Source organism: Zobellia laminariae (assembly GCF_030553095.1).
Lineage (GTDB): Bacteria > Bacteroidota > Bacteroidia > Flavobacteriales > Flavobacteriaceae > Zobellia > Zobellia laminariae.
The window spans coordinates 4,251,279-4,277,322 of the sequence record NZ_CP130738.1 but is presented as its reverse complement, the minus strand read 5'-3'; the positions used below and the strand labels follow the sequence as shown (position 1 = coordinate 4,277,322).

Annotated in this window: 24 protein-coding genes and 3 pseudogenes; 16 read left to right on the top strand and 11 right to left on the bottom strand. The window is 36.5% G+C overall.

Features of this window, described 5'->3' with window-relative positions; translation table 11 throughout:
* The first annotated feature begins 1 nt into the window (after position 1).
* The 5 genes and pseudogenes from Q5W13_RS20580 to Q5W13_RS20560 all read left to right on the top strand — a co-directional run bounded on the left by Q5W13_RS20580 (position 2) and on the right by Q5W13_RS20560 (position 4,949).
* A pseudogene (locus Q5W13_RS20580) lies at positions 2–1,314 on the top strand (DEAD/DEAH box helicase).
* 194 nt (positions 1,315–1,508) lie between these two features.
* On the top strand, positions 1,509–1,700 hold the full coding sequence (locus tag Q5W13_RS20575) for a cold-shock protein (protein ID WP_013995610.1): 192 nt from the start codon (positions 1,509–1,511) through the stop codon (positions 1,698–1,700).
* A gap of 304 nt (positions 1,701–2,004) precedes the next feature.
* Positions 2,005–2,304: an EF-hand domain-containing protein gene (locus Q5W13_RS20570; protein WP_304444313.1), complete on the top strand. Its 300-nt coding sequence runs from the start codon at positions 2,005–2,007 to the stop codon at positions 2,302–2,304.
* Between the two features lie 241 nt (positions 2,305–2,545).
* On the top strand, positions 2,546–3,133 hold the full coding sequence (locus Q5W13_RS20565) for a DUF6515 family protein (protein ID WP_304444312.1): 588 nt from the start codon (positions 2,546–2,548) through the stop codon (positions 3,131–3,133).
* A gap of 264 nt (positions 3,134–3,397) precedes the next feature.
* A pseudogene (locus tag Q5W13_RS20560) lies at positions 3,398–4,949 on the top strand (SDR family oxidoreductase).
* 15 nt (positions 4,950–4,964) lie between these two features.
* On the opposite strand, the gene Q5W13_RS20555 reads toward Q5W13_RS20560, so the two are convergent.
* Positions 4,965–5,576 (bottom strand): DEAD/DEAH box helicase, encoded by a 612-nt coding sequence (locus Q5W13_RS20555; protein WP_304444311.1) that lies wholly within the window; start codon positions 5,574–5,576, stop codon positions 4,965–4,967.
* 381 nt (positions 5,577–5,957) lie between these two features.
* Here Q5W13_RS20555 and Q5W13_RS20550 point away from each other — a divergent pair, with 381 nt between their 5' ends.
* From Q5W13_RS20550 to Q5W13_RS20540, 3 genes are all read left to right on the top strand, one after another.
* Positions 5,958–6,665, top strand: coding sequence for an SDR family NAD(P)-dependent oxidoreductase (locus Q5W13_RS20550; protein ID WP_304444310.1), 708 nt, complete (start codon positions 5,958–5,960; stop codon positions 6,663–6,665).
* Between the two features lie 514 nt (positions 6,666–7,179).
* On the top strand, positions 7,180–8,001 hold the full coding sequence (locus tag Q5W13_RS20545) for a class I SAM-dependent methyltransferase (protein ID WP_304444309.1): 822 nt from the start codon (positions 7,180–7,182) through the stop codon (positions 7,999–8,001).
* Positions 8,002–8,005: 4 nt separating this feature from the next.
* Positions 8,006–8,227: a hypothetical protein gene (locus Q5W13_RS20540; protein ID WP_194550180.1), complete on the top strand. Its 222-nt coding sequence runs from the start codon at positions 8,006–8,008 to the stop codon at positions 8,225–8,227.
* A 52-nt stretch (positions 8,228–8,279) separates the two neighbouring features.
* Here Q5W13_RS20540 and Q5W13_RS20535 read toward each other — a convergent pair whose 3' ends face one another.
* Positions 8,280–9,179: an EamA family transporter gene (locus Q5W13_RS20535; RefSeq protein WP_304444308.1), complete on the bottom strand. Its 900-nt coding sequence runs from the start codon at positions 9,177–9,179 to the stop codon at positions 8,280–8,282.
* Positions 9,180–9,393: 214 nt separating this feature from the next.
* Here Q5W13_RS20535 and Q5W13_RS20530 point away from each other — a divergent pair, with 214 nt between their 5' ends.
* From Q5W13_RS20530 to Q5W13_RS20510, 6 genes are all read left to right on the top strand, one after another.
* Positions 9,394–10,608, top strand: coding sequence for a patatin-like phospholipase family protein (locus Q5W13_RS20530; RefSeq protein WP_304444307.1), 1,215 nt, complete (start codon positions 9,394–9,396; stop codon positions 10,606–10,608).
* A gap of 157 nt (positions 10,609–10,765) precedes the next feature.
* Positions 10,766–11,149 (top strand): hypothetical protein, encoded by a 384-nt coding sequence (locus Q5W13_RS25420; protein ID WP_368662332.1) that lies wholly within the window; start codon positions 10,766–10,768, stop codon positions 11,147–11,149.
* Positions 11,150–11,202: 53 nt separating this feature from the next.
* Positions 11,203–12,030: a DUF2130 domain-containing protein gene (locus tag Q5W13_RS20525; protein ID WP_368662331.1), complete on the top strand. Its 828-nt coding sequence runs from the start codon at positions 11,203–11,205 to the stop codon at positions 12,028–12,030.
* 185 nt (positions 12,031–12,215) lie between these two features.
* A complete protein-coding gene (locus Q5W13_RS20520) occupies positions 12,216–13,088 on the top strand; it encodes a helix-turn-helix domain-containing protein (protein WP_304444306.1) in 873 nt (290 codons plus the stop codon).
* A 103-nt stretch (positions 13,089–13,191) separates the two neighbouring features.
* Positions 13,192–14,160, top strand: a complete 969-nt coding sequence (locus Q5W13_RS20515) for an MBL fold metallo-hydrolase (protein WP_304444305.1) — start codon at positions 13,192–13,194, stop codon at positions 14,158–14,160.
* 55 nt (positions 14,161–14,215) lie between these two features.
* Complete coding sequence (locus tag Q5W13_RS20510; protein WP_304444304.1) at positions 14,216–15,670, top strand: nuclear transport factor 2 family protein; 1,455 nt, start codon at positions 14,216–14,218, stop codon at positions 15,668–15,670.
* Positions 15,671–15,802: 132 nt separating this feature from the next.
* Here the strand turns inward: Q5W13_RS20510 and Q5W13_RS20505 are convergent, their stop codons facing one another.
* From Q5W13_RS20505 to Q5W13_RS20490, 4 genes are all read right to left on the bottom strand, one after another.
* Positions 15,803–16,603: an alpha/beta fold hydrolase gene (locus Q5W13_RS20505; RefSeq protein WP_304446556.1), complete on the bottom strand. Its 801-nt coding sequence runs from the start codon at positions 16,601–16,603 to the stop codon at positions 15,803–15,805.
* Between the two features lie 29 nt (positions 16,604–16,632).
* Positions 16,633–16,848 carry a hypothetical protein gene (locus Q5W13_RS20500; RefSeq protein ID WP_304444303.1) on the bottom strand — a complete coding sequence of 72 codons (216 nt, stop codon included), beginning with the start codon at positions 16,846–16,848 and terminating at the stop codon, positions 16,633–16,635.
* Positions 16,848–17,468 (bottom strand): hypothetical protein, encoded by a 621-nt coding sequence (locus Q5W13_RS20495; protein WP_194534938.1) that lies wholly within the window; start codon positions 17,466–17,468, stop codon positions 16,848–16,850. The genes Q5W13_RS20500 and Q5W13_RS20495 overlap by 1 nt, the downstream gene beginning before the upstream one ends.
* Positions 17,469–17,791: 323 nt before the next feature.
* Entirely contained in the window at positions 17,792–18,484 is a 693-nt protein-coding gene (locus Q5W13_RS20490) for a nitroreductase family protein (protein WP_304444302.1), read from the bottom strand.
* Between the two features lie 283 nt (positions 18,485–18,767).
* On the opposite strand from Q5W13_RS20490, the gene Q5W13_RS20485 reads away from it, so the two are divergent.
* Positions 18,768–20,024 (top strand): aryl-sulfate sulfotransferase, encoded by a 1,257-nt coding sequence (locus tag Q5W13_RS20485; RefSeq protein WP_304444301.1) that lies wholly within the window; start codon positions 18,768–18,770, stop codon positions 20,022–20,024.
* A 528-nt stretch (positions 20,025–20,552) separates the two neighbouring features.
* A complete protein-coding gene (locus Q5W13_RS20480) occupies positions 20,553–21,188 on the top strand; it encodes a hypothetical protein (RefSeq protein ID WP_304444300.1) in 636 nt (211 codons plus the stop codon).
* A gap of 100 nt (positions 21,189–21,288) precedes the next feature.
* Here Q5W13_RS20480 and Q5W13_RS20475 read toward each other — a convergent pair whose 3' ends face one another.
* The 5 genes and pseudogenes from Q5W13_RS20475 to Q5W13_RS20455 all read right to left on the bottom strand — a co-directional run bounded on the left by Q5W13_RS20475 (position 21,289) and on the right by Q5W13_RS20455 (position 26,039).
* Entirely contained in the window at positions 21,289–22,410 is a 1,122-nt protein-coding gene (locus tag Q5W13_RS20475) for an ABC transporter permease (protein WP_304444299.1), read from the bottom strand.
* A pseudogene (locus tag Q5W13_RS20470) lies at positions 22,410–23,519 on the bottom strand (ABC transporter permease). Before Q5W13_RS20470 ends, Q5W13_RS20475 begins: the two are co-directional and overlap by 1 nt.
* Positions 23,516–24,244 carry an ABC transporter ATP-binding protein gene (locus Q5W13_RS20465; protein ID WP_304444298.1) on the bottom strand — a complete coding sequence of 243 codons (729 nt, stop codon included), beginning with the start codon at positions 24,242–24,244 and terminating at the stop codon, positions 23,516–23,518. Before Q5W13_RS20465 ends, Q5W13_RS20470 begins: the two are co-directional and overlap by 4 nt.
* On the bottom strand, positions 24,244–25,146 hold the full coding sequence (locus tag Q5W13_RS20460; RefSeq protein WP_304444297.1) for an ABC transporter ATP-binding protein: 903 nt from the start codon (positions 25,144–25,146) through the stop codon (positions 24,244–24,246). Before Q5W13_RS20460 ends, Q5W13_RS20465 begins: the two co-directional genes overlap by 1 nt.
* Entirely contained in the window at positions 25,146–26,039 is an 894-nt protein-coding gene (locus Q5W13_RS20455) for an HlyD family secretion protein (RefSeq protein ID WP_304444296.1), read from the bottom strand. The genes Q5W13_RS20460 and Q5W13_RS20455 overlap by 1 nt, the downstream gene beginning before the upstream one ends.
* Positions 26,040–26,044 lie beyond the last annotated feature (5 nt).

Here is a 26,044-nt window from a genome sequence, read left to right as displayed (position 1 = left end):
CATGGCTAATACGATACGTAATCAGCAAGATATTTTAGATAAGTTAAAGATTTTTGCATTGAACCCAATGCAAGAAGAAGCCTTGGAGGTTATTCCAAAAACCACCAATACGGTTCTTCTTTCTCCTACGGGTACAGGTAAAACTTTGGCTTTTCTGTTACCACTTATAGATACTCTTGATCCAGAATGTGCAGAAGTGCAAGCATTGGTTTTAGTGCCTTCGCGAGAACTGGCTATACAGATAGAACAAGTGGTTCGTGATATGGGCTCTGGTTTTAAAGTGAATGCTGTGTACGGCGGTAGACCCATGTCTAAGGATAAAATTGAATTAAAGCACACACCAGCTATTTTAATAGGTACTCCAGAGAATTGCGGATCACTTTAGTAGTGATCGTTTTTCAAGGACAAATATCAAAACGTTGGTTTTAGATGAGTTTGATAAGTCGTTGGAAACTGGTTTTGAAGGCGAAATGATTGATATCATTCAGCAATTACCTCATATTAATAAACGTATTCTTACCTCGGCTACACAGGGTGTTGAGATTATATTTTGTTCGGTTAGATAAGCCTACCATTATCAATTACCTAGATACCAAGAAAGAATCTAAACTTACAATCAAAACGGTAATTGCCACTGATAAGGAAAAGTTGAAAACCCTTATGGAATTACTACGTCATATTGGTAATCAGCCAGGTATTATCTTTTGTAATTACAAGGATAGTATTGAAAAAGTAAGTTCGTATTTGGATAAAAACGGAATCAATTATGCTTGTTTCTCAGGTGGAATGGAGCAAAAAGATAGAGAACGTTCTTTAATTAAATTTAGAAACGGTACTTGTCAAGTATTGATTGCAACAGATTTAGCCGCTAGGGGTATTGATATTCCAGAGATGAAATATATTATTCATTATGAACTCCCCAGAGCTGTTGAAGAGTTTACACACCGTAATGGTAGAACGGCACGTGTAAATTCAAAAGGAACCGCTTATGTGTTACAGTGGTCAAAAGAATATGTTCCAGATTTTATTAAGGATGCGGAAAAGGTGAATATCTCCAAGAAAGCACCTGCCAAAGCCCAGTTTTGGGAAACCCTATTTATTTCAGGAGGTAGAAAAGATAAAATCTCTAAAGGGGATATTGCAGGTTTGTTCTTTAAGCAAGGAAAAATCAACAAAGACCAATTGGGTGTGATAGAATTAAAGCAAGATTGTGCTTTTGTAGCCGTCCCATTATCAATCGCAAAAGAGCTGGTAGATAAGCTAAACAACTCTCGTTTGAAGAATAAGAAGGTTCGCGTGACGGTTTTGGAATAATATTCTATCAACTAACGGTACTCCTAATCATCTCCAAACACTACGTTACTAGGCTATTGCCCTTGAAATTAGAGAACTACGCAAAAAATAAAATGATATTTAGTTGAAAATAAGTGAATTAAAATATTGTTTGTCAGAAAAATGGAACCATCTTTGCAGCTCAATAAGCATTATAAATTTTTAATTACATTACAATGAGTAAAGGAACAGTAAAGTTTTTCAATGATACTAAAGGTTTTGGTTTTATCACTGAAGAAGGCGTAGAAAAAGATCACTTTGTACACGTATCAGGTTTAGTTGACGAGATTCGTGAAGGCGATGAAGTTGAATTCGACTTACAAGAAGGTAACAAAGGATTGAACGCAGTGAACGTAAAAGTTATCTAATACATATACTTTAAGTTTTAGAAAAGCCCATCTTAATTGATGGGCTTTTTTTTATGCCTAAAATTTTCCGTAGCAGTGCTTTTTCATAAGGTTTGATCTATAAGTATCAGCTTTCTGTGATTTCACTCTTGAAAATGAGATGGCAATCCCTTCCCAAAAACTAATTTAGGCAGCGTTATGACCCTATTCGTCTATAACTTCAATTGATGTATAGATATAATTGCAGTATTGGTATATAAACTTCTTCTTATTCAACTTGTAAGATTACTTTTGCATCATATAAACATTAACTAAACACAATATCATGAAAAAAGTATTAGCCTCATTTATTCTTGTAGCTGCATTATCTAGTTGTAACGGTGTAAAAAACGTAAACACTTCTAATGTTTCAGATGCTGCTTCATTATTAGGTTCATTAAGTTCAAATTCAACTGTACAACAAGTAGCAAGCTTATTTAGCTTGTTGGATACGGATAAAAACGAAGCTATTAGTTCTACAGAAGCCATTGGTTCTGTTTCAGAGAATTTTAGCACCTTAGACACAGATGGTAATTCAAGTCTTAATCTTACTGAATTACAAGGTATTCTTGCTTTATTGAAGTAAGAAACAGATAATTTGGAATTGTAAAAAAGGCGTATTCATGAGAATACGCCTTTTTTTATGCTTTAGAAACCCAAAATAACAGCTTATTTATATCTATAGAATTTAGGAGTTCGTAGATAGAAAACCCAAGCTGGTCTAGTTTTGATTAGAAACAGCGCTAAGCAATTAAACCAAGGTTAATTATTCATGTCAAAGTAGTGATAATAAAATTGAAGTTTAATCTTTTAAATCCTACTGAATTATGAAAGCATCTATTAAAACATATGTAATCTCCTCATTATTTTTAGTCGCATTTGCCTTCACGGGCACAGCTCAAGCTAGCAGACGTAACACTACTAAAACTACGGTGACCAAAACTGTGGTCAAAAAAACACCTAACAGGGTATCTAGTAGAAGGGTAGAATATAAAACCCCAAAAAAGAAAGTGGTTTCTGTACGAACCGTACCTAATAAGAGGGTGGTTAAGTATCAAGGTCAGAACTATTATTATGCAAATAATAGATTTTACACACCTTCTAGAGGTCGGTATATTCCTATAGCTCCAAAAATTGGGTTTAGAATACACACTTTACCTCAAGGGTATGCCAGAGTTCGTTTTAACAATCATCTGTACTTCACTGTTGGTGGTACTTTTTATAGTGAGGTTGGCAATGAATATGAAGTGGTTGAACCAGAAGTAGGTACTATTGTTTATGAACTTCCCAATGATTACGAAAAGGTAGTTATAGACGGACAGACCTATTACGAGTATGCCAATATTCTTTATGAAAAAGTACAGGTAGATGGTACAAGAGCATATGAAGTAGTGGGTATCATAGATATGGAATAAACATAAAATATTCCCTCGTTTATTTTAGAGAGCGCCAACAGTTTAACTGTGGCGCTCTTTTGGTTTATATACCACGGAAGATATTGCGGAGAAACTGATAAATAGAAGATTACAATTTCATATTGATGTTGAAAGTGGCTTTTGACAGCACTTCTTATGAAAATAAAACACCATGTTTAGATAAAGCACAGCGAATAAAGATGTAATTTCGCGCGGCGTAAAATAGTGTTTCAACAGGCAATATGACTGATAAAAATTGGAGGAATGAAGAGTGAAGAATTGGATAATTCTCAAGAAATAACTTTAGAGGAAGTAAAAAAAACAATTGCTGTTCTAGAGCGATTGGTTGGTGATACCAACCAGATATTTGAAATTCCCAAAGAGCAGAGAACTGCATTAATAAAGGTATCCGGTCAACTATCAAGACCTAGTAGGGAAGAATTCTCCCGAAGAAAAAAGGATGCTAAAAAAGCAGCAAAACGTAAGCAGGCAGCAAAAGACAAAAGCGCCCGTAACGAAACTGGTATTCGTTATGCTCGTGAAGCTTCTGTATTTGTAGCGCCTAAATTATTGGCTGCGGCAGATTTGGCTGCCAAAGATACTGGCGAATTAGAATCGCCTCGCGATTGCTATGTCTGTAAAACCAAGTTCACCAAGCTACACCATTTTTACGATACCATGTGTACGGAATGTGGTGACCTCAATTACGCCAAACGTTTCCAAACAGCCGATGTAAAAGGACAAGTAGCTATTATTACTGGCTCTCGTTTAAAAATCGGATATCATATATCCCTTATGTTATTACGCGGTGGTGCAACCGTTATTGCTACCACACGTTTCCCTGTAGATTCTGCTTTACGTTTTTCTAAAGAGGAAGATTTCACAGAATGGGGACACCGACTTAAAATACACGGGTTAGATTTAAGACACATTCCTAGTGTAGAGATTTTCTGTAACTACATTGAGCAGAATTATGAGAAGCTAGATATTCTTATCAATAACGCTGCACAAACGGTTCGCCGTCCTGCAGGTTTCTATGCGCATTTAATGCAGAATGAAGAAAGACCTTTTGAGTCTTTACCAGAATATGCAAGAGGCGTATTGGCGGACCATATGGCGTGTTTAGACGAGTTGACGACCTTAACAACTGCTGCTTCATCCAATAAAAATATGCCGGTTTCTTGGCATGGCCCGGAACCAAGGTATCGGGTTACGGTCTTCTGCTAAGTTATCTCAGATTCCATATAGTTTTGATGCCAGTCTGGTTACTCAAGAAGTTTTCCCAGAAAGCGAATTGGATGCCGATTTACAACAAGTAGATTTACGTAAAACCAATAGCTGGAGACTGAAACTAGGTGCTATTGAAACCACAGAAATGGTAGAAGTACAGCTGGTAAATTCCGTTGCGCCTTTTGTGTTGTACAACCGACTATCAGAACTCATGAAAAAGGAAAATACGGGCCAAAAACATATCATAAATGTAACGGCAATGGAAGGTAAATTCCATAGGTTCTTTAAAGAATCCCGTCATCCTCATACCAATATGGCAAAAGCGGCCTTGAATATGCTTACGCATACTGCTTCTGGCGACCTTGCTAAATATGGTATTTTTATGAATGCGGTAGATACAGGCTGGGTAACGGATGAAGATCCTGCCGAATTGGCCAAAAAGAAACAAGAAGTGCACGATTTTCAGCCACCATTAGATATTGTTGATGGTGCCGCTAGAGTAGTGGACCCCTTGTTTGACGGTATCAATACCGGAAAACACTGGTGTGGTAAATTCCTAAAAGATTACTTCCCTATTTCTTGGTAAACAAAAGCTTCACGATTAAGCTTTAATGGTTCTAGAATGCTCCATGAAATGCTCTTCTAGGCGTTTCAATTGCGGATGTGTTTTTGTAGAATAAATAACATACTGGCATTTTTTAATGCTGGCACCTATAGCAATCAAGAATGTAGTTTCTTTTTTGTTCATTAGAAATTCCGCATCATCTACACTGATTATTTTTAGCTCGGAGATACTTACACCATTGGTCAAAAACAGGTTGTTAAGCGTTTTAGGGGTAGTTATCAGAATATCTATTCCCATGTATATTTCAGATTTCTGAACATCTATATGCAGTTGTTCGTAACTGGCGTAAACCCGTAAAGAAGTATATTTAGTATATTCCAGAAAGGCTTCTTCTAATTCTAAGGCTTTTTCCTTGTTTTCCACCATTACCACTGCTCTAGGCGCATCTCCAACTTCTTCACATTTAAGTTTCTGCAAAGTGGTTAGAATTAAGGCCATTGTTTTTCCGCTTCCTTTTTCAGCAAAACAAAAAGCATTAGCACCACTTTTTATGACGGGAATACTACTTTTCTGAAATGGCGTAGGCGTATCTATCTCAAGACGCTCTAAACAATCAAGTAAGTGTGGGTGTAATTTTTTAAATGGCATACCTTTTATGTAATGAATTGCAGTTCTAAATCTAACTCTTTTGAAAAGGCAAATATACTGACAACGATCGGGGAAAGTAAAGAATGAGTGGTAACTAATTGCAAAAGTTACTTTTTGCTGTTCTAATTCCTCACTTCACTCAGTAAAGTACAGGACTTAGCGGTTTTTCAAGTAGACAATTACCTTCGGGTTAAACCTAACGAACCCTATTTGCAATACACAGGGTTAGGCACAGTTTTAATTTCAGAAAACAATCAAAAAAACCAAAGCTATTATTATAAATAGACTTAACATCTCCAAAGGACTATAATACCAGCAAATCTTTTAGTAATTTAGCAAAAAAATAGTTCAGTTCTTTTACACGATTTCAATAAAATAAAAATGAGTACAGAAAAAAAAGTATGGTTTATCACTGGTGTATCATCAGGATTAGGTAAGCAGTTAGCTAAAGAGGTATTATCACAAGGACAAATTGTGGTAGGTACTTTTAGAAAACAAGCCCAAGTAGAGGCGTTTAACAATGAAAACCCAGGAAATTCTTTTGGAGTACTTATAGATGTTGCTTCTTCGCAAATGATCATTGATGGTATTAAAACCATTTATGACAAGTTCGGAAAGATAGATGTAGTTGTTAATAATGCCGGTTATGGTATTATGGGAAGTATAGAAGAGATTTCTGATGAAGAAGTTAGAAGACAATTTGAAGTAAACGTTTTTGGCGTTTTAACTACAATAAGAGAGATATTGCCACACATGCGTAAGCAACGTTCTGGTCATATCATAAACATAACTTCTATTGCAGGACGTATTGGTTCTCAAGGATTAGGAATCTATAACGGTTCTAAATTTGCTTTAGAAGGTATTGGTGAAGCTTTGGCAGCAGAATTAAAGCCGCTAAACATTAAAGTAACCAATGTAGAGCCTGGACCGTTCAGAACAGAGTGGGCAGGAAGTTCAGCAGCTTACGATAATACAAAAATCGAAGATTACGAAAGTACGGTAGGTGAGCGTATTAGAGGTTTGCAAGGTTTAAGTGGAAACCAACCTATGGTAACCCAGAAAAAGCAGCAGATGCTATTTACAAACTAGCACAGCTAGAAGAAGCTCCAGTACATTTACCTTTAGGTAAAATTGCTTACGAAGTTTTTGGAAAAGTAAACAACGGCTTAATAGAGGAGTTGGCTAAGTTTGAAAGCTTAGGTAAAGATTGTGATTTCGAATAGGGTAGTACAACCCATTTTATAGATACTAAAAACCGCCTTCTGGGCGGTTTTTTTGTTTATGCGGGTCTTGCAACGCTTTAAAGTAAAAGTAATCCGCTATTTGCAAGAGGTATAAATCCTAACTTCTTCAACTGATATTATTAAAATTAATATCTTTGAAATCTGTTATACTAATACTACATATAAGTTCGAGTCTGAATCAAAGACTACGCTCCATAAGAGTGATGCATTGAAGCGTCCAATTTTCAATGTGCGAATATTTTATTTCAGATTTTTAATCATACAATTTTAATTCAAAAATCAACTGGTTTTGAGCCAATTGATTTGGCATGTCCCTTCAATAAATATCGGAGGACATGCTTAAATAAGCATGTAATAAAATGTATAGTAAACAGTTAATAAGCAGAGATATAGAGATTTTTTATACTAACGTATCCGAAGAAACCAGACTGGAAAAAGGGATGGGGATGTTTGAATTTGAACGAATAAAGTCATTGATTAACAAGTATATAGAAAGTCCCAAATCTACCATCATAGATGTAGGTGGTGGTACCGGAAAATATTCGGAATGGCTGGCAAAAAAAGGGCACACTGTGCATTTAATTGAGCCGGTAAACAAGCACGTAACATTAGCAGAAAATAGAGCTCGTAAACTAAAAAATAAGTTCTCCGTTCATTTGGGAGAAGCTAGAAAATTGAGTTTACCGGACAATTTTGCAGATGTACTAATTTTGCACGGACCTCTTTATCATCTTCAAGAAAAGAAGGACAGGGAAGCGGCCATTCGTGAAGCTTTAAGAGTTTTGAAAAAAGACGGTGTTATTTTAGGCTTTGCCATTAATTATTCGGCTACAACTTTGGTGGGTCTTTTGAATGGACTAATTCATAAGCCTAGTTTCTTTGGTATGTGCAAAGAAGAATTAAAGTCAGGGGTACATAATCCGCCTGTTGATTTTCCTTGGTTACTTGCAGAAGCTTATTACCACAAACCAAACGAGCTAAAAGCGGAATTTGTAGAACAAGGGTGCACTTATATTAACACCTATGCCGTTGAAGGTATGATTTGGCTTGATAAAGATTTTTTTGGTAGTATGGCGAACGAGAAAAAGAAAAATACCTTGATGGAACTTGCTAGAATTACAGAAAACGATAATAACCTTTTAACCTTTAGTCCGCATATGATGATAGCGGTTAAGAAATAATAATATGAAAAATAAAGAAAGATATTACGTGGCACTAAGTGAAAATAAAGGTCATTTAAATGAAATAGACCTTGGGGAAACACTAGGATTTGAAGAAGAAGTAACAATGAGCCTAATTGCACAACTTATGGCCGAACATAAAATTGAATACTATGAAAATGGCAGCTGTAATTATAGAATAATGAAAGGGTTTAGAGGTAAGAATCGTAAAGTTTATTTGTACTAGATAATGGTTAAACTATTTTTTAAGTAGTGGTATAGTGCCTCTCAGTCAACCCCTACGAATACAAAATCAAAAACACCCCAATCATAATACCCGCTAGCGGCACTAGTTTCTTGCGTTTGTTCTGTTCTTTAAAGATGAGTCCGCCAACAACTACGGCAATGAGTATCTGGCTGCGTTTAATGGCAGACAGCAACATAATCAACGCATCTGGGTCTTGCAGGGCCTTAAAGTAAAAGTAGTCCGCTATTTGCAAAAGGATGCCGACAAGCGGAATGGACCACCGCCACGTAAAGGCTTTTCGCTTTTCTGCGTTCGGAAACCAGGTGATGCTTAAAATAACGAGTAGAATAAGAACGGTGTAGAAGCAAAACCAGAATTGTAGGGTCTGCGGGTTCAACGTGAGACTCTGAATGAGGAATTTATCGTACAATCCGCTGGAAGCCCCTAAAAAGGTAGCACCTATAATGGCGAATATCCATTTGTTGCTTTTAAAATGGATGCCTTCCTTTTTACCGATTCTAGAATAGAGCAATACCGAAAATATAATCAGAAAGAACCCCACCCATTGCAGCCCGTTGGGCTTTTCTTGGTAAATGGTAATAGCGCCTATAAATGTAAAAAACGGACCTGCGGACCGTATGGGCGTAACTATTGTAATGGGCAAATGTTTTAGCGCCTGATACGCCAACAATAAGGAAGCCGCCATGATGGCGGACTTTATAGCAATGTACCCATGCGTTTGCCACGGGATATTCGTAACGTAGAAGTTTAGACTTTTCATATACTCCGGATACCAAGCGGAGCCCACATAAAAAGGCAGCAACAGCAAAAAGCCCGAAGAAATGGTGCCCAAAAGCACCGGAAAGACTTCATTGCCCTGAACGGCATGTTTTTTAAGCAGGTTATGAAACCCTAAGAATAAAGCGGCCAGAAGCCCAAGATACATCCACATACAGCGCGCGAAGATATTGGTTTTTTAGGTTTTGAGCGTCGTCCGCCGCATTGTTTTCCCGTAGGCGGAATCTATTCTAAAACGGAGTAGGAGTTGGGTAATCCATAGAAACCCGGTTTATAACAAAGTTTCTGAATTCGATTACACTTTGCTGTAATAGATATTTTAGTATATTTTAATATATTTAGTCACTCCAAACCACGTACAGACCAAAATGTATAAAATCTTATCCTTAGATGGCGGCGGCAGTTGGGCCATTATACAACTACTCACTTTACGGGACCGCTACGGGAATATGAACGGTCATGAGGTACTCCGTAAGTTTGATCTGGTCATTGCCAATTCCGGCGGAAGTATTGTTTTGGCTGCCTTGGCCGAAAATTATACGATAGATAAGGCCATTACCTTGTTTAAGGATAAAGAAAACCGAGAACGTATTTTTCATAAGAATGCCTTTTGGGACCGCTTTTTTCCGGTAGATTATTTACGGTTTTTCGGTATTGGATTTGGACCAAAATATAGCGCTACAAAGAAAATGGAAGCTTTTGAATATCTGTTTCCAGAAGTAGATAAGGTACAGATGAACGAACTGCCAAAAATCATTGGTAAAGAGTCCCTAAAAATTGTGGTCTGCACCTATGATGCGTTAAACAACCGTGCTAAGTTTTTTAAATCCTATGCGTTAACACCATCGCGATATGATTCCGTTCGGCTTACGCAGGCCATTAACGGTTCTTCAAATGCTCCTGTGCAGTATTTTGATTTCCCCGCTCGGTTTAAAGCACAAGAGAGTGGTGTATTTTTTGAACTTTGGGATGGCGCCCTTGGTGGTTTCAACAATCCTATTCTTGCGGGTATTATTGAGGCCTATAAATTAAAAGTAGACCTAAAGGACATACAAATTGTTTCCCTTGGTTCCAGTAACTCGTTAATGTCTTCGGATAGTAAAGAGACGTTTTGGAACTGGAAGCTGGACACCCAGCAACACCGAAGAAAGAAATGGGCTTTTCATAAATTCAAACCTCAGGTAAGCTTCTTTATGGAAACCGTTTTTAACCAAGCCAAGACCATTTTATACCAACCGCCAGATACCGCCAATTATATGGCCATGATGTTTTTTAAAGCCACCACAGGCAAAGATTTGAACGAAAGCATTATACGATTATCGCCACTTATTCATTTTGATGATAAGCTGTCTACGGAAGCCGTACCGCTTATAAAAGAACTGTATGCGTTAGATATGGATTTGACCAAAGATGCCCAAGTAGACTTGCTCCTGCAGTGTTTTGATGCTTGGAAATCCGGAAAAATCTATAACCAACCTGTTGAATTTGAAGTCGAAAGAAACAATGATTTGTTGTTTATTTCAGGTGATAGATGGTATCAAGATGGAATGGATAGGTGGGTTGATTGGGAAATTGGAGAATAGTAGTGTATTTTGTAAAATAAAGGGATTGAAAGCCCAAATACTGATGAATTAATTTTGAAGCAAATGCTGATTAATTCCGAGCTTTACTCATTAGTATGATTGAAATTTTATTAGAGACAAGTTCCTGTGAAGATGTACAGGAATTAAAAAGAAAATTATGAAAGAAGATACTCAAATAAAATGCCCAAACTGTGGCACATCAATAGATGTCCAAGATATTTTGGCGCATCAACTTGAAGAAGAAATCAAACAAAAATACCAGTCTCAAATAGCGGTAGAAAAAAAACGCTATGAATTTGAGCAAGAAAAATTAAAGCGTGAAAAAGCGGAGTTTCTAGAGAAGAAGAAACAAGAAAACGAGCTTTTTCAAGAACGCCTAGAAAATCAGTTGAAAGAGGGTAAGAAAGAAATAGAGTCCAAACTTAAACTCAAATTAAAAGAAGAACAATCTGAACAGTTTGATGCTTTACAAAAAGAATTGAATGAGAAGTCTGAGCAAATAAAGAGCTCAATAGAACCAAGGCTGAAATTGAAAAACTGAAACGCGAGAAGTCTGAGCTAAAAGAAATTGCAGAAGCAGAATCTCAAAAGAAATTGAACGAGATTCTTATTACAGAAAAGGAGAAGATCAAAAAGTCTGAAGAGGATAAAAATGAGCTGCGTTTTAAAGAAATGCAAAAGCAATTAGAAGACCAAAAGAAGCTTACCGAGGAAATGAAACGTAAGCAGGAGCAGGGTTCTATGCAGTTGCAAGGTGAAGTTCAAGAACTGGCCATTGAAGAATGGTTGGCGGCTCAATTTCCGTTAGATTCCATTGAGGAAATAAAAAAAGGCGCTAGAGGCGGAGATTGTATTCAGATTGTGAATACCCGTGCTGCCCAAAATTGCGGGTCCATCTATTATGAAAGTAAACGTACCAAAGATTTTCAACCCACTTGGATAGAGAAATTTAAAGCCGATATTCGCGATAGAGGCGCCAATATTGGTGTTTTGGTTACTGAGGTTATGCCGTCAGGCATGGACAGAATGGGATTGAGAGATGGGATATGGATATGTAATTACGATGAGTTTAAAGGCCTTTGCGCCGTTTTGAGGGAAACTATTGTTAAACTGGATACGGCCATTAGTTCCCAAGAAAACAAAGGAGACAAAATGGATATGCTGTACACCTTTCTAACAGGTAATACTTTTAGAATGCAAGTAGAAGCCATAGTAGAGGGCTTCACACAGATGAAAACAGATTTGGAGAGCGAGAAACGCTCCATGCAACGCATCTGGAAGCAGCGCGAAAAACAAATTGAAAAGGTGGTAACCAATACAATTGATATGTATGGTTCCATAAAGGGGATTGCAGGAAACGCGATACAATCCGTTAAAGCTTTGGAATTACCAGAGGGAGATGATGAAGATGAGTTGTTTTAAAAACATCCGGAATTAAGTAATTAAAAAAGCCATAGAATTACCTTTAATTGGGGTTTCTATGGCTTTAGTTTTTATTTATATTTACTTACGGTAGTTTCACGAGGCGTTTGTTGCTTATTCGCGGGAACGTTTTTTTAACTATGTCTTTTTTCGGCGCATGCCTTATATTTTTTTACATTTACTAGATGACCGTAGCATTACCTAAAATAGACTATAAGGCAGATAGTGAATCGGATATTGAAGTGATGACCATTGCGGAAACTTTTATAAAGTTAACCAAGACCACGGAGCACAATCCGTTTGAAGTGCATAAAATTCAGTTTTACTTTATCCTGGTCGTAACTGAAAATTTTTATTCCCATTATGTAGATTTTAAATTCTATGAACTAAAAAAAGGGAGTGTTTTATTCGTTGCCAAAAATCAAGTACAGCACTTTACGGAAAACTTCAAGAATGTAAAAGGGTATTGTATTATTTTGAATAGTCAGTTTTTAGAACAAAACTACTTCATGTCTCAAAACCACAATCTAAATAGGTTATACAATTACCATTTAGAGAATCCCGTAATTCACGAAGAGGAAATGGGTAAGGATGAATTCATAGACCTAGTTGAAAAGCTTTATTTTGAATATACCCTGCCCAGTAACTTTGCAAAAGCAGATATACTTCGTGCGTATATAGATATCATTCTATTGAAGGCAGAACGGGTAAAACAACAACACGCCATTAGTGGTGTTAAAACAAAGTGGTTAGAAATTTTTAATGAATTTAGAAATAGTCTTGCTATTAACTACATAAAAACCAGAAGTTCTAGAGATTATTCGGCTGAATTACTTATCTCGTACAAACTGTTGAATGACATTGTTAAAAGTACTACTGGCAAGACGGTAAAAGCTTTTATAGATGATTTTGTGGTAGTAGAAATTAAACGCTATTTGGTGACTACTTCATTATCCGTAAAAGAAATTAGTTACAAAACAGGTTTTGACGAACCTGCTAATATGACCAAATTCTTCAAAAAAAACACCCAAACTACACCTCTCAAGTTTAGGGAGTAATTATAAAACGGTTACACTTTTATCATTCTTTGCATCATTTTGATAATCTAAATACTGCGCTCTCACGATAATTTTGCAGTGTTGAACATTAAAAAAAAATAAAATGATGAAGTATTCTAAATTTAAAGTTTTGGCATTGGCCTTATTTACAGCCGCGATATTCTTAGCCTGTAGCGATGATGATGATTCTACACCAGTAGAAACAGAAGTGGTAGATTTTGGTACAGCACCTGCAAGCAGCCTTTTAACTTCTGGTTCCGTAAATGTAATTACAGAAAATACGGTAAGATACCACACAATTGATTTTGGTACGGCGCCATATACCGTTACCATTGTAGAAACAGCGGAAAATGTTGTTCTAATTGACTTAGGTCCTTCACCTGATTTTGGAGATGAAATAAAGGCCTACGTAGATGTCATTAACAAACCGGGGGCTGTTATTATTACCCACAATCACGGTGATCATTATGGTGGTGCAGGTAATTTTACAGAACTTCCTTTTTATGCAGAAAGCACTGTTGCCGAGCAATTGAACAACACGGAGGATTTTACCAATCTATATGCTAATGAGGTAATTGGCGTAAGTGGTTCAGAATCTATAGCCGGTCTGGATTTTACCTTTGATAAAGTATCTAATGCAGAAACCGGTGAAAACGGATATGTTACTATTGAATCTTTAAAAACGCTTTTTTCTGGAGATCTTGTTTATAATCTTTCTCACTTGTATTTAAGAGAGTATACGCCAAAGGACGGTGAAGATGAAATAGATAACTGGGTAGCTGGTCTAAATGTTTTAAAAACCAACTTCTCTGACTATGACCATTTATTTGTAGGGCACAACGGGTCACGTACAGAAGTAGGCACTGCAATTGACGAAAACATTGAATACCTACAAAAAGCACAGGGTTTGATTAAAGGAACGGAAACGCTAACAAATGGTGAAACTGCAACTACAGCGCAAGAGGTAGTAGATGAGCTTCAATTGTTATATCCAAACTATAAGGACGGCGGACTTTTCTTTTCACTTCCTGAGTCGTTTTTTCCTGGTGATCCTGGAGCAGATTGGTTTTAATCCAATTTTAAAACCTAAAGCATTATTCTAAATAACGATATTAAAAACACATATTATGAATATTAAATTAGCAGTACTAAGTTTTTTTACTGTGGTAATTGCAAGTGGCAATACCGCCCCTAAAAAGGTTGAAACAGTATTGGAAGTAACCAGTTTTAATCTGAAAACTACGGCGAGCGAATTGGAATTCAATACGCTAGATGCCCAAATAGAAGAAACCTTTACAAGCAAACAGCCTGGGTACATTAGACGTCAAAGTGGTGTGGATGAACAAGGTAGATATGTTGTGGTGGTGTATTGGAAAACCCTTGCGGATGCCAAAGCCTCTATGGATAAATTTATGGCAGATGCCTCAGTAGCAACCTATGCGAATATGATTGAAGGTTCTACCATGAAAATGTCTCGTTTTACAATTACCGATAAGTTTACAGCAAGTAAGAGCACGTTTACAGAGGTAATGACTTTTAAAACCAAAGAAGGCACTAACGCAGCTGCCTTTGATAAAGTGAATAAAAAAGTTGGAACAGGATTCAGTGATAAACAAAAAGGTTTTTTACAGCGTATTACCGGGGCCAATGAAGCTGGAGAGCAAGTTGTAGTGGCGTACTGGGATACAAAAGAAAACTCCGATGCCGTAATCAATGATTTCATGAACAATCCTATAGCTAAAGATTTCATGGGAATGATGGATCAATCAACTATAGATATGATGCGTTACCAAGCGTTAACGTCTTTAAAAAACGTTGAGTTAAGTAATAAAGATAAGGTAGTTGCTTTGTTGAATAGTTTTAATACAGGTGATCAAACACCGCTTTCTTACATTAATCCAAACAAATACATTCAGCATAATTTAGGCGTTGCAGATGGTTTAAAAGGATTTGGAGAAGTAATGCAACATGCGCCTGAAGGAGGTTTTAAAGCGAATGTAGTACGTGCTTTTCAAGATGGTGATTATGTATTTACCCATACGGAATATGATTTTTTTGGGCCAAAAGCTGGTTTTGATGTTTTTAGATTTGAAGATGGGTTGATTGTTGAACATTGGGATAATCTATTAGAAGTTCAAAAACCTAACCCAAGTGGAAGAACACAATTTGATGGTGCTACCGCACTTACTCATTTAGATAAGACCGAAGCCAATAAAAAAATAGCACAAGATTTTATTGAAAAGGTATTGCTGAACCATGAAATGGACAAGGTTGCCAGTTATATTAATCCTGAAACCTACGTGCAACACAATCCTGCAGTTGCAGATGGTCTTGCTGGTTTTGGAGACGCAATGAAATATTTTGCCGAAAATGGATTGGTAATGGAGTATACCAAGCTTCATAAAGTACTAGGACAAGGAAATTTTGTGCTAACAATGAGCGAAGGTAAATTTGGTAAAGGGGAGCACACAGCCTATTATGATTTGTTTAGAATTGAAAACGGACTTATCGTAGAACATTGGGATGTAATTGCTCCTATTCCTCCAAAGTCAGAATGGAAAAACGATAACGGAAAGTTCTAGCACTGAACAACCATTTAATACTTTTGGCGCTACCCCTAAATAGGTAAGTCTAAGAATTAAAATAGAAGAATACTAAAAGGAATGTCAACGTGGTTGATGTTCCTTTTGTTTTTATATAAAATCTTAAGTCAACTACTTTATTTTACCAATAAACTCTAGGATTTCCGCTGCGAACAGTTCCTTTTCACTGGCCATAGGACTATGTCCTGATCGTTCAAAAATTAGTAACTCTTTGTCTTCTGATCCAATATTGTCAAACGCTTCTTGAGCAAATTTAGTAGGAACTATTAAATCATGCTGCCCCGTAATAATTAGAGATGGAATTGTAATTTCAGAAAGTCGATCGGTAAAGGATATATCTTCCCAAAGTCCGTTGTTCGTAAGAATTTTTAGAATCTGACCAGAGTTCCATAACGCCATGAGCACGTTGTAATTAACGCCAATTTCATCTTCCCAATTTTCCTCATTTATTATATCATCTTCAGCCAGTTGTTCCTCTGCTGTAAAGGCTTCACTATTTAAATCAAAAAAATTCTCTTCGTTATAAGTAGGTGAAACGCTATCAACTAAGTGCAACACTGTTTCCCAGTAGTCAAGACTATTACCTAAAGCTATTTGTTCATTTGCTATTTTTGCATGGTTGGTAATATACTCTAAGTACATTCCTTTAGGGTCGTGGACCCCATCTACATCGATCCAACCATTGAACTCCTCTTGACCTTTCAATAGGGTAGCGGCCCCTAAGGTGCCTCCCCAACTGTGTCCCATTAAAACTATTCTAGAGTCGTCACCATATTTTTCTTTAATGACCTTAGCCAATGCAATGACATCTCCGGCCATAAGATCTACAGTAACCTCTTTTTCTGAATATTTGCCTTGGGAAACTCCGGACCCCCTTTGGTCAAAATATACCACGGCATATTCTTTTTCAATAGTATCTATAAAAGTTTTAGTTCTATAGGTTAATCCAAAACCTCCTGGCCACCGTTTAACACAATTAGGAATATTTTTTCTGTAGCATTACCATGAACATAAGCGGGCATATCCGCATTTTCATGACGCACAAAAAAGGTTTCACTTAAATTATCTATCGCATCATCAGAAGAACAAGAGAAAAGACTAAACAATGCAACTACTAGAAGAAGTGGCGTTTTACGGGTTAGAGTAGTTCTTAGCATTATTTTTTCTTTTTAAAATTAAAACGATATCCATATTCCAAAGAAACCACCGGTAAAGAACCTGCGTTATAGTCTGTACGTACAGAAAAGTTTACATTAAAATAACGGCCTGTGAGCTTTTTGCCTTTTCGTTGTTTTCCAAAACCAATGGAGAGTGAAGGTGAGTAATACCCTCTGCCTGCTAAGAAAACTTTATCAACATCATCTCCGTTAACTTCGTACGTTTCTGGTAAAAATGAGCGGTAATAGCCCAAAGGGTTGAACTCCACACTAATCTGTTTTCCTTTATGATTTGTTCTGCGCCACGTAAGTCCGTAGTTCGTAAAGAGGCCCGTATTTGTGTTGTTGAAGAAATTGGTGGTAACACCCAAATTACCATTCAGTAAAAATTGATGTGTGATGGTCTTGTTGCCACTTTTGCGTTCTTTGACCTTTGAATTCTCTTTCCACAAGTATTCGGTACCAACGTTAATTCCGTTGTTCCATAGGAGGTTGCCAAAATAACTTGCTTTGAATTCTGTACGGTCTAAAAAAGATTCTGGTAATTCTGATGGTTCTTTCTTTTGGGCCTGTAAATGGGTACAACCTAAAAAAAGAAATAAGGGTAGATGTTTTATCATTTCTTGATTTTAAGTCGTAAATATATAAGGCGAAGAATAAAACAAATGCTAATTGTGATATTGTTAAGTAGTAATTAACAGTGATTTATGAGTTGTATTATCTTACATATTTCTGTTCTAATCAAAAAAATAGGGCAAGTTACTAATAATAAAACCGTAACCAATTTAGAAATTACAATGTATCAAAATTTACTTTAACATAGCAAGTATTGCAAGGGTTGCTAAGTTTTCCGGGTATTCAGGAAAGGGGATTTAGAAACTAGGAATATCTTAAATCTACCAAGTTAAAAAAAGGATATTAGTCGTTTTTACAGCTTACTTTATTACTCGTAGAATTTAGAAATATCTTTCAAAGGTTTTCTTTCGATATCCGGCACGTAGGTCGGCGATTTTGGATAGCCTACGGGCAATAATAAAAAAGCACGTTCATTACTGGGGCGGTTTAATAGCTTCGCCAAGAAATTCATAGGGCTTGGGGTATGGGTCAACGTAACTAAACCTGCATTATGAATAGCGGTGATAAGCATGCCGCAGGCAATACCCACAGATTCATTTACGTAGTAATTATTCAGTTTTTCACCTTCATCACCAAGGTCATGCACTTTTTTAAAAACAATGATCAACCAAGGAGCAATCTCTAAAAAAGGTTTGTACATATTCGTACCCATCGGTTGCAAGTCTTTCTTCCATCGGTCGCTCATTCGGCTTTCGTAGCTTTCCTTTTCTTCAGCTTCGGCAGCTTCCTTAATCTTGGTTTTAAGGGCAGGGTTAGATACCGCACAGAACGTCCAAGGTTGTTTATGGGCACCAGAAGGAGCTGTTGAAGCTGTTTTTATCAAAGTCTCTATAACTTCCTTAGGTACAGGGGTATCCGCATATTCCCGAACCGATCGTCTTTTGTTCAAATGGGAATAAAGTGCCTGACTTTGTTTTAGCAGTTCTTTTTGGGAGAGTACATTTTCTTGGTAGCGTACATGCTTGTGACCGTTAATGATAATATAAGGTTCGGTTGCCATTGCGTTGGTGTATTTATTCAAATGCGTTTCCCAAAGATATCGATTTTTTAAATCCTTGTATTCTAAGCTTTTTCACCTAGGTTTCTTACTATAAATTAAGTTTCAATATACACCCGATTTTATTCGCAGTTTAAAACGGTTCATATACAGAGTGATGCTCACCATTGGCTGAAAAGTCAGTTTTAGTCTTAAACTCTATGCTAGTTTTATGTTCTAATGAAACAAATGTAAGGCACGGTCTGGTTGTGCTTCATAAGAATAACACCCCTAAAATTCGATTAAAATGAAGAAATTAAAAAGTAAATTCGGCTATGCCTCGTTATTGATTCTGTTTCTACTTGTATCCTCTTGTAGCAGTGATGATGTAGATACCACCAGCATTACGGAAGATGAAACGGACACTACGGAAGACAGTAGTGGTATTGATACCAATACGTATATAATGGCAATTGATCCAGATGACGGGGTCTCAATTATCAACCATGATGGTGATACGTTGTTTGAATGGGATATTGACCCTTTGGGTGATGATGCGGAATTACAAAGTGATGGTAGTTTAGTGGCTATTCAACAGACCAATAATGCCAGAATTACTTTTGGTGGTTATGGTGGTAAATTCATAAAGATCAATGCAGATCAGACTACGGATTGGGAGTTTACTTATTCTAGTGATACTTATATTTCCCATCATGATATCAATTACCTTTCAAACGGCAATATCATTTTTCTTGTTTGGGAAAAAATAGATTCCGATGATGCAATTCAAATGGGCTTTTCGGAAAATTTTGACATTTATCCGGATGCTGTGGTTGAAATGAATCCGCTTACTCAAGAGATTGTTTGGGAGTGGCATTTTACAGATCATGTAGTTCAAGATAATGATAACACTAAAGATAATTATGGGGTAGTAGTAGATAATCCTAATAAAATAAATATTAACTACAACAGCAGTCAAGACGATGGTGATATTACACATGCAAACGGTCTAACCTTAGACGAAACGAATGACCTTTTGTATATAACCATAAACTATTACAGTGAAGTTTGGGTAATAGATCACAGCACAACTACGGAAGAGGCAGCAACAAGCGATGGTGGAGATTATGGTTTAGGAGGTGATTTAGTATATCGTTTCGGTAATCCGCTTGCATATGATAATATTGGAGATGTAACCTTGAACCGAGTGCATTACCCTAACCTTTTTGATGATGATAAAATGTTGGTTTTCGCTAATAATATATACGATGGGCAATCTGCTGTTGTTGAGTATCAATTAAGTCCGCCTTATCAATTGGTAGCTGGCCAAGATAATGAACCCGCAGTTATATGGGAGTTTACGGATCCGGATTTATATAGCTTAACCATTGGTGGCGCTGTGCGTACGAGCAATGGCAATACATTGATAGCAGAAGGCTCCGGAACTATATGGGAGGTAAATGCAAATGGTGAAGTCTTATGGCAAACTACGGATATAAATAGACCATGGCGTGTGTATGCCTTTGAGGTAGACGACCCTGCAATGACGGCATTGGGTTTATAGAAGTGAATTATTTGAGTTTTGTTTAGTTGGTAATTGTGAATAGCTTTGGTAGAAATATCGAAGCTTTTTTTGTTTCAATAGTTTTCATACATGAGAATTATTTTGCCAATAGGAATTAATTCTAATCTTCAGAAATAGAACAGAAGTATCCTTTTTCAGGTTTGGTGTAAACTATGCTATTTTTTTATACCTCTAAACTGCTACTGCGTTCATAATAACAGCATAAAGCGTTGTTTTTAATAGGTTTGAAAGAGTAGCGGATATTGCAATTGGTGAAGAAGTAGCACCTACGGCTTATCCTGGTGAAAACCTATATCAATTAGGAACTACAGGTTTAACCAGTAGTAGCTATAAGGATTATAGAATGGAATTCTCATATGCCAGTTTTGTAGAGACTACTTATTTAGATAAAATACGCTATCTGAAAATCCTGTTTTTACTTATAGTGGCCCAAAAATTACGGTTCCGGTAAGTCTTATTTATACCGTAACCGTTACCCGACCTAATGGATGTAGAAGTACGGATACGATGACGGTAACCATAAATCCGTCGCCACCAGCAGCTGTGAATACCATAGAAACTAGTTGTGGATTAGATAATGGAAGTATAGAATTTCTATTTAGAGACTACCCCCAAGAAACTTGGATAGAGTTTAGTTTAGATAATGGAAGTACTTATAGGTCTCAAATATTAGATGCTATGGGAAGCATTACCTATACCGGACTATCATCGGGAACATACGATTTATGGGCTCGATGGGGAGATAATTCATGTCCTGTAGACTTAGGTAATTACACAATAAATGTCATTGCAGAAGTTAATTATACAACGCAACCAATAAACGAAATTGTACTAGTTGGACAAGATGCCATATTCTTTGCAAACGTACAGAATGCAAATACGTATCAATGGGAATTGAGTACAGACAACGGAACCACATTTAATGCCATCACGGACGGTGCTGCGTATTCCGGAACACAAACCACCACATTAACTGTTATAAAGCCAGGTATGGATAAAAACAACTATCAATACCGTTTAATGGCGTCCAATACAAATACACCCTTATGTGCTGCTACGGCCTCGGACACAGTTCTATTAGCTGTACGTTTACCTATTGTTATTACCAATAGGAGAATAACTCATAGGGTTAAAAAGCAGTAAAATCTTCTTATTTTAAATAGTTTATTTAGAATATTGATTATTATAATCTATAGATAAGATTCAATTTAGAGTTAATATCAAACATTCATGAAAGATCAGTTTACGTTGTCTTTTTATACCTCCAAACTGCCAATCCGTTCATGACAAAGGCATAAAGCAGTGTTTTTAGTAGGTGAGGGAGAATATCTATAAAACCAGAACCCTTAAGCATTACCATGCGCATGACTTCAACAAAATATTTTACAGGGTTGAACTCAGTAACGATTTGGGCCCATTTGGGCATGCTTTCAATTGGTGTAAACAAACCACTCATTAAAATGAAAATCACCGTAAAAAACCAAGCAATAAACATGGCTTGTTGCTGTGTATCCGTGAAATTTGAGATAAACAATCCTATTCCTAAAATCACTAAAATATAAATGGAGGTGTACAAATACAAGAGTGCTAAACTCCCCACCATAGGAACTTGAAATATTACCTTTGCTAGTAATAGCCCTATGGTCAACAATCCCATTCCTATGACCCAAAACGGAAAGAGTTTCCCAATAATAAACTGACTCTTTTTAATGGGGGTCACGTTTATTTGCTCTAAAGTTCCAATCTCTTTTTCGCGTACGATATTCATTCCAGAAAGGAACAGCGTAATCATGGTGACAAGCAATACCAATATCCCGGGCACCATAAAAGTTTTATAATTCAGGGTTTCATTATACCAAAACAAGGGTATGGTTTCTATATTAACGGGTTGTATTTGGTTGTCAGAAACTTGTAGTAAATCAATTTTTAAGTGTTGATTAAAACGTTTTACAATCTGGGTAATGTATACATTTTCAACTCCTGCGGCTGCACCATCAATAGCATTAATGGTAACTCCTAAGTTGCTATATTTTTCCTTTTGCAAATCCCGTTCAAAATATTGCGGAATGTCTAATACCACATCTACATTACCTAATAACATTTCTGCGCTTGCCTTTGCTTCCGATGGAAAATCTGTCAATACATTAAAATAATCAGAAGCATTAAATTTTTCAACTAAAGCTCTAGAAGTAGAAGTATGGTCATTATCAATATAGCCGAATTTGATATTCTTTACTTCAAAAGTAGCCGCGTTGGATAGAATGATAAGTTGTAAAACCGGCAAAACAAAAATGATGGGTAGCATTCCTTTATTTCTAAAGATTTGCTTAAACTCTTTTTGTATGATATATAGAATGGTTTTCATTACTCCAATCTTATTTTATATTTCTTTACACTCAATGCTATAAAGAATACGGTCATTCCTAAAAGAATTAGTGTTTCTTTCCATATGTATTGTATGCCTACACCTTTGAGCATGACGCCTTTAATGATGATAATAAACCATTTTGCTGGAATGATATTACTGATAACTTGAAGTGGCACCGGCATACTGGATATAGGAAAAATAAAGCCGGATAATAGAATTACCGGTAACATGAGTCCCATTAAAGAAATCATCATAGCGGTTTGTTGTGTTTTAGAAATAGTGGAGATTAAAATTCCCAATGCCAAAGCACTTACTATAAATAATACACTCTCTAAACCAAGTAGAAATAGGCTGCCTTGCACTGGCATATGAAAGATAAAAATACTTAACAACACTATGACTATAGCGTTAATAACAGATAGAAAAATATAAGGAACCACCTTTCCTATAATTACTTGAAAGGGGTTAATTGGTGATACCAAAAGTATCTCCATAGTACCCAATTCTTTTTCTTTTGTAATAGAAATAGAAGTCATCATTGCCGAAACCAACATGAGAATAATAGTCATTACACCTTATGGCACGAACATATAGACGCTTTTTAACTCAGGATTGTACACCATACGCGTCTGAGAGACGATTTGATATGGGGTAGTGGTGCCTTTATTTAATTCTAATTGATACTGCTGTAGAATGGCATTTACATAATTACTTATAGTATTTGCCGTATTGGGATCTGTGGCATCCGTAACAATTTGTATCGTGGCTTTGTGGTCGTTAATCAGATTTTTACTGAAGTTATTTTCAAAATTCAAAACGGCCTTAACCTGTCCTTTTTCAAAAACGGAAGTGATGTCCGCTTCGTGGGTTATCATCTGCTTAATACTGAAGTATTTTGATGCCGATATTTTATTGATAATTTCCTTTGTAGTAGCATCTTTTGAATGGTCTAAAACAGCAATATCTACATTATTGATTTCATTGGTAATAGCGAAACCAAAAAGCAAAATTTGGGCAATAGGCATTCCAAAAAGTATAAACAATGAGCGTCTATCCCTAAAAATATGGTAGAATTCCTTTTTTACAAAGCCTATGAACCTTTTCATCCTCTTGCCAGTTTTAGAAATACGTCGTTCATAGTAGCAGCGTTAAACTGTTTTTTAAGCTTTTTGGGAGTATCTAAAGCCTCTATTTTTCCATTGACCATAATAGATACACGATCACAATATTCTGCTTCATCCATATAGTGTGTGGTAACAAAAACCGTGGTTCCTTCATTTGCTGCTTTATAGATCATCTCCCAAAACTGGCGTCTCGTAATAGGGTCAACACCTCCTGTGGGTTCATCTAAAAAGACAATTTTTGGATCATGGATTAAAGCCACTGAAAAAGATAGTTTTTGTTTCCAACCCAAGGGCAAGGAAGCTACTAATTGGTTGGCTACTTTTTGGAGTCCTAATTCCGTAATTAATACATCTGACTTTTCCTTTATCACATTTCTAGACAAGCCATAAATACCTCCAAAAAAAGTGATGTTCTCTTTAACCGTTAAATCATCATATAGTGCAAACTTTTGGCTCATATAGCCAATGTTCTTCTTAATATCTTCCGCTTGTGTGAATACATCAAAACCGGCTACATTGGCTGCTCCAGACGTTGGGATAGAAATACCTATCAGCATTTTCATTGCTGTAGTTTTACCTGCACCATTGGCTCCTAGAAAACCAAATATTTCCCCTTTTTTAACGTCAAAAGTTATGGCATCTACCGCCGTAAAATCACCAAACATTTTGGTTAACCCTTCTACTTGTATGACTTTATCGTTATCCATTATTTTGCCAGTTCCATAAAGGTGTCCTCAATGGTAACCTTTGTTTTTTCTATTACAATATCAGATAGGTTTTTAGATTCTAAATACGCGTTTAATTCTGTTGGATTAAAATCTGACCTTTGATCCGTGTAATGAACAAATTCACCAAAAGGGTAAACACTATGACTATACTCATAGACCTTTAAAGCGTTTATAAGCTCATATGTATTAGTGGCGCTAACATTGTAAATCTGTTTTGGGTAATGCTTTACAATGGCTTGTGGTGTGTCTATCTGTAAAATTTTACCGTCTTGTATCAATGCTATTCTATCGCACAAAGCAGCCTCGTCCATATACGGTGTTGATACTAAAATGGTAATGCCTTTTTGTTGCAATCTTTTAAGCATCTCCCAAAATTCTTTTCTAGAGACAGGATCAACACCAGTAGTGGGTTCATCTAAGAACAATACTTTTGGTTTGTGAATGAGGGCACAGCAAAGCGCTAGCTTTTGTTTCATTCCGCCAGAAAGTTTACCGGCTCTACGATTTTTAAACGGCTCAATCTGAACGTAAATCTCTTGTATTAAATCGTAGTTTTTTTGAATAGTCGTTCCAAAAATAGTTGCGAAAAAAGTCAGGTTTTCCTCTACGGTCAAATCTTGATAAAGTGAAAATTTTCCGGGCATGTACCCAACACTATTCCTTATCTTTTTATAATCCTTAACCACATCAAAGCCAGCAACGGTTGCCGTACCTTCATTAGCCAATAAAAGTGTGGTTAAAATCCGGAACAAGCTTGTTTTACCAGCGCCATCCGGACCAATTAGACCAAAGAGCTCGCCAGATTTCACCTCAAAAGAAATGTCCTGCAAGGCCTTAACGGTGTCATAAGATTTTGATATGTTAGAAACGGATATGCTCATTATTCTTGAGTTAACCATAGTTCTGCAGGCATACCAATCTTAAGGCTTCCGTCATTGGCAACATCTATTTTTAGAGCATAAACCAAAGCAACGCGTTCTTCTTTTGTTTGAATAATTTTAGGCGTAAATTCAGCTTCGGAGGCAATCCAGCTGATGGTCCCTTTATAAGACTTCATAGTAGTGTCATCATCAATTTTTACGGTGACTTCCTGACCAATTTTTAAATTGGCTAATTGAGTTTCACTAATATACACGCGTAACTGCATGGTTTTTAAATCTGCAATTTTATAAAGCGGTTTACCAAAAGTTGTAATCTCATTAGGTTCTGCATACTTGGTTAAAACCGTTCCCGCTAAAGGGTTAATGATTTTACTTTTTTGAATCTGATCATCTATTTGCCTAAGCTGTACATCAATAGATTTTAATTCGTTCACCACAGGAGCATTCTGTATTTCAACACTTCTAATTTGACTTTTTAAAACATCTATTTCACCTTCAATATCATCTAATTGTTTCTGTGTACCGGCATTATCCTTTATTAAATTCTCAATTCTATCTTTGTTGATATTTCCATTTTTCAATTTAGAATTCAACACATTAATTTGTGACAGTACACCTCTAGATTTTGAACTGACAACAGCCTTAGAAACTTCTGATTGTTCTCGTTTTAAGGCTAGCGGAATGGTATCTATATATCCTATAAATTGCTGTTTCTTAAGCACATCTCCCTCATTAACATCAAACTGCATTAGCTTTCCACTATTTTCTGCTGAAATAGTGATTTCAGTAGCTTCAAAATTGCCGTAACCGTCTGCTTTTCCATTAGAATCACCACAGGAAAAGAGGGTGGTAGCAATAATACTTAAGCCTAATATATAGTTGTACCTTTTCATTTTTC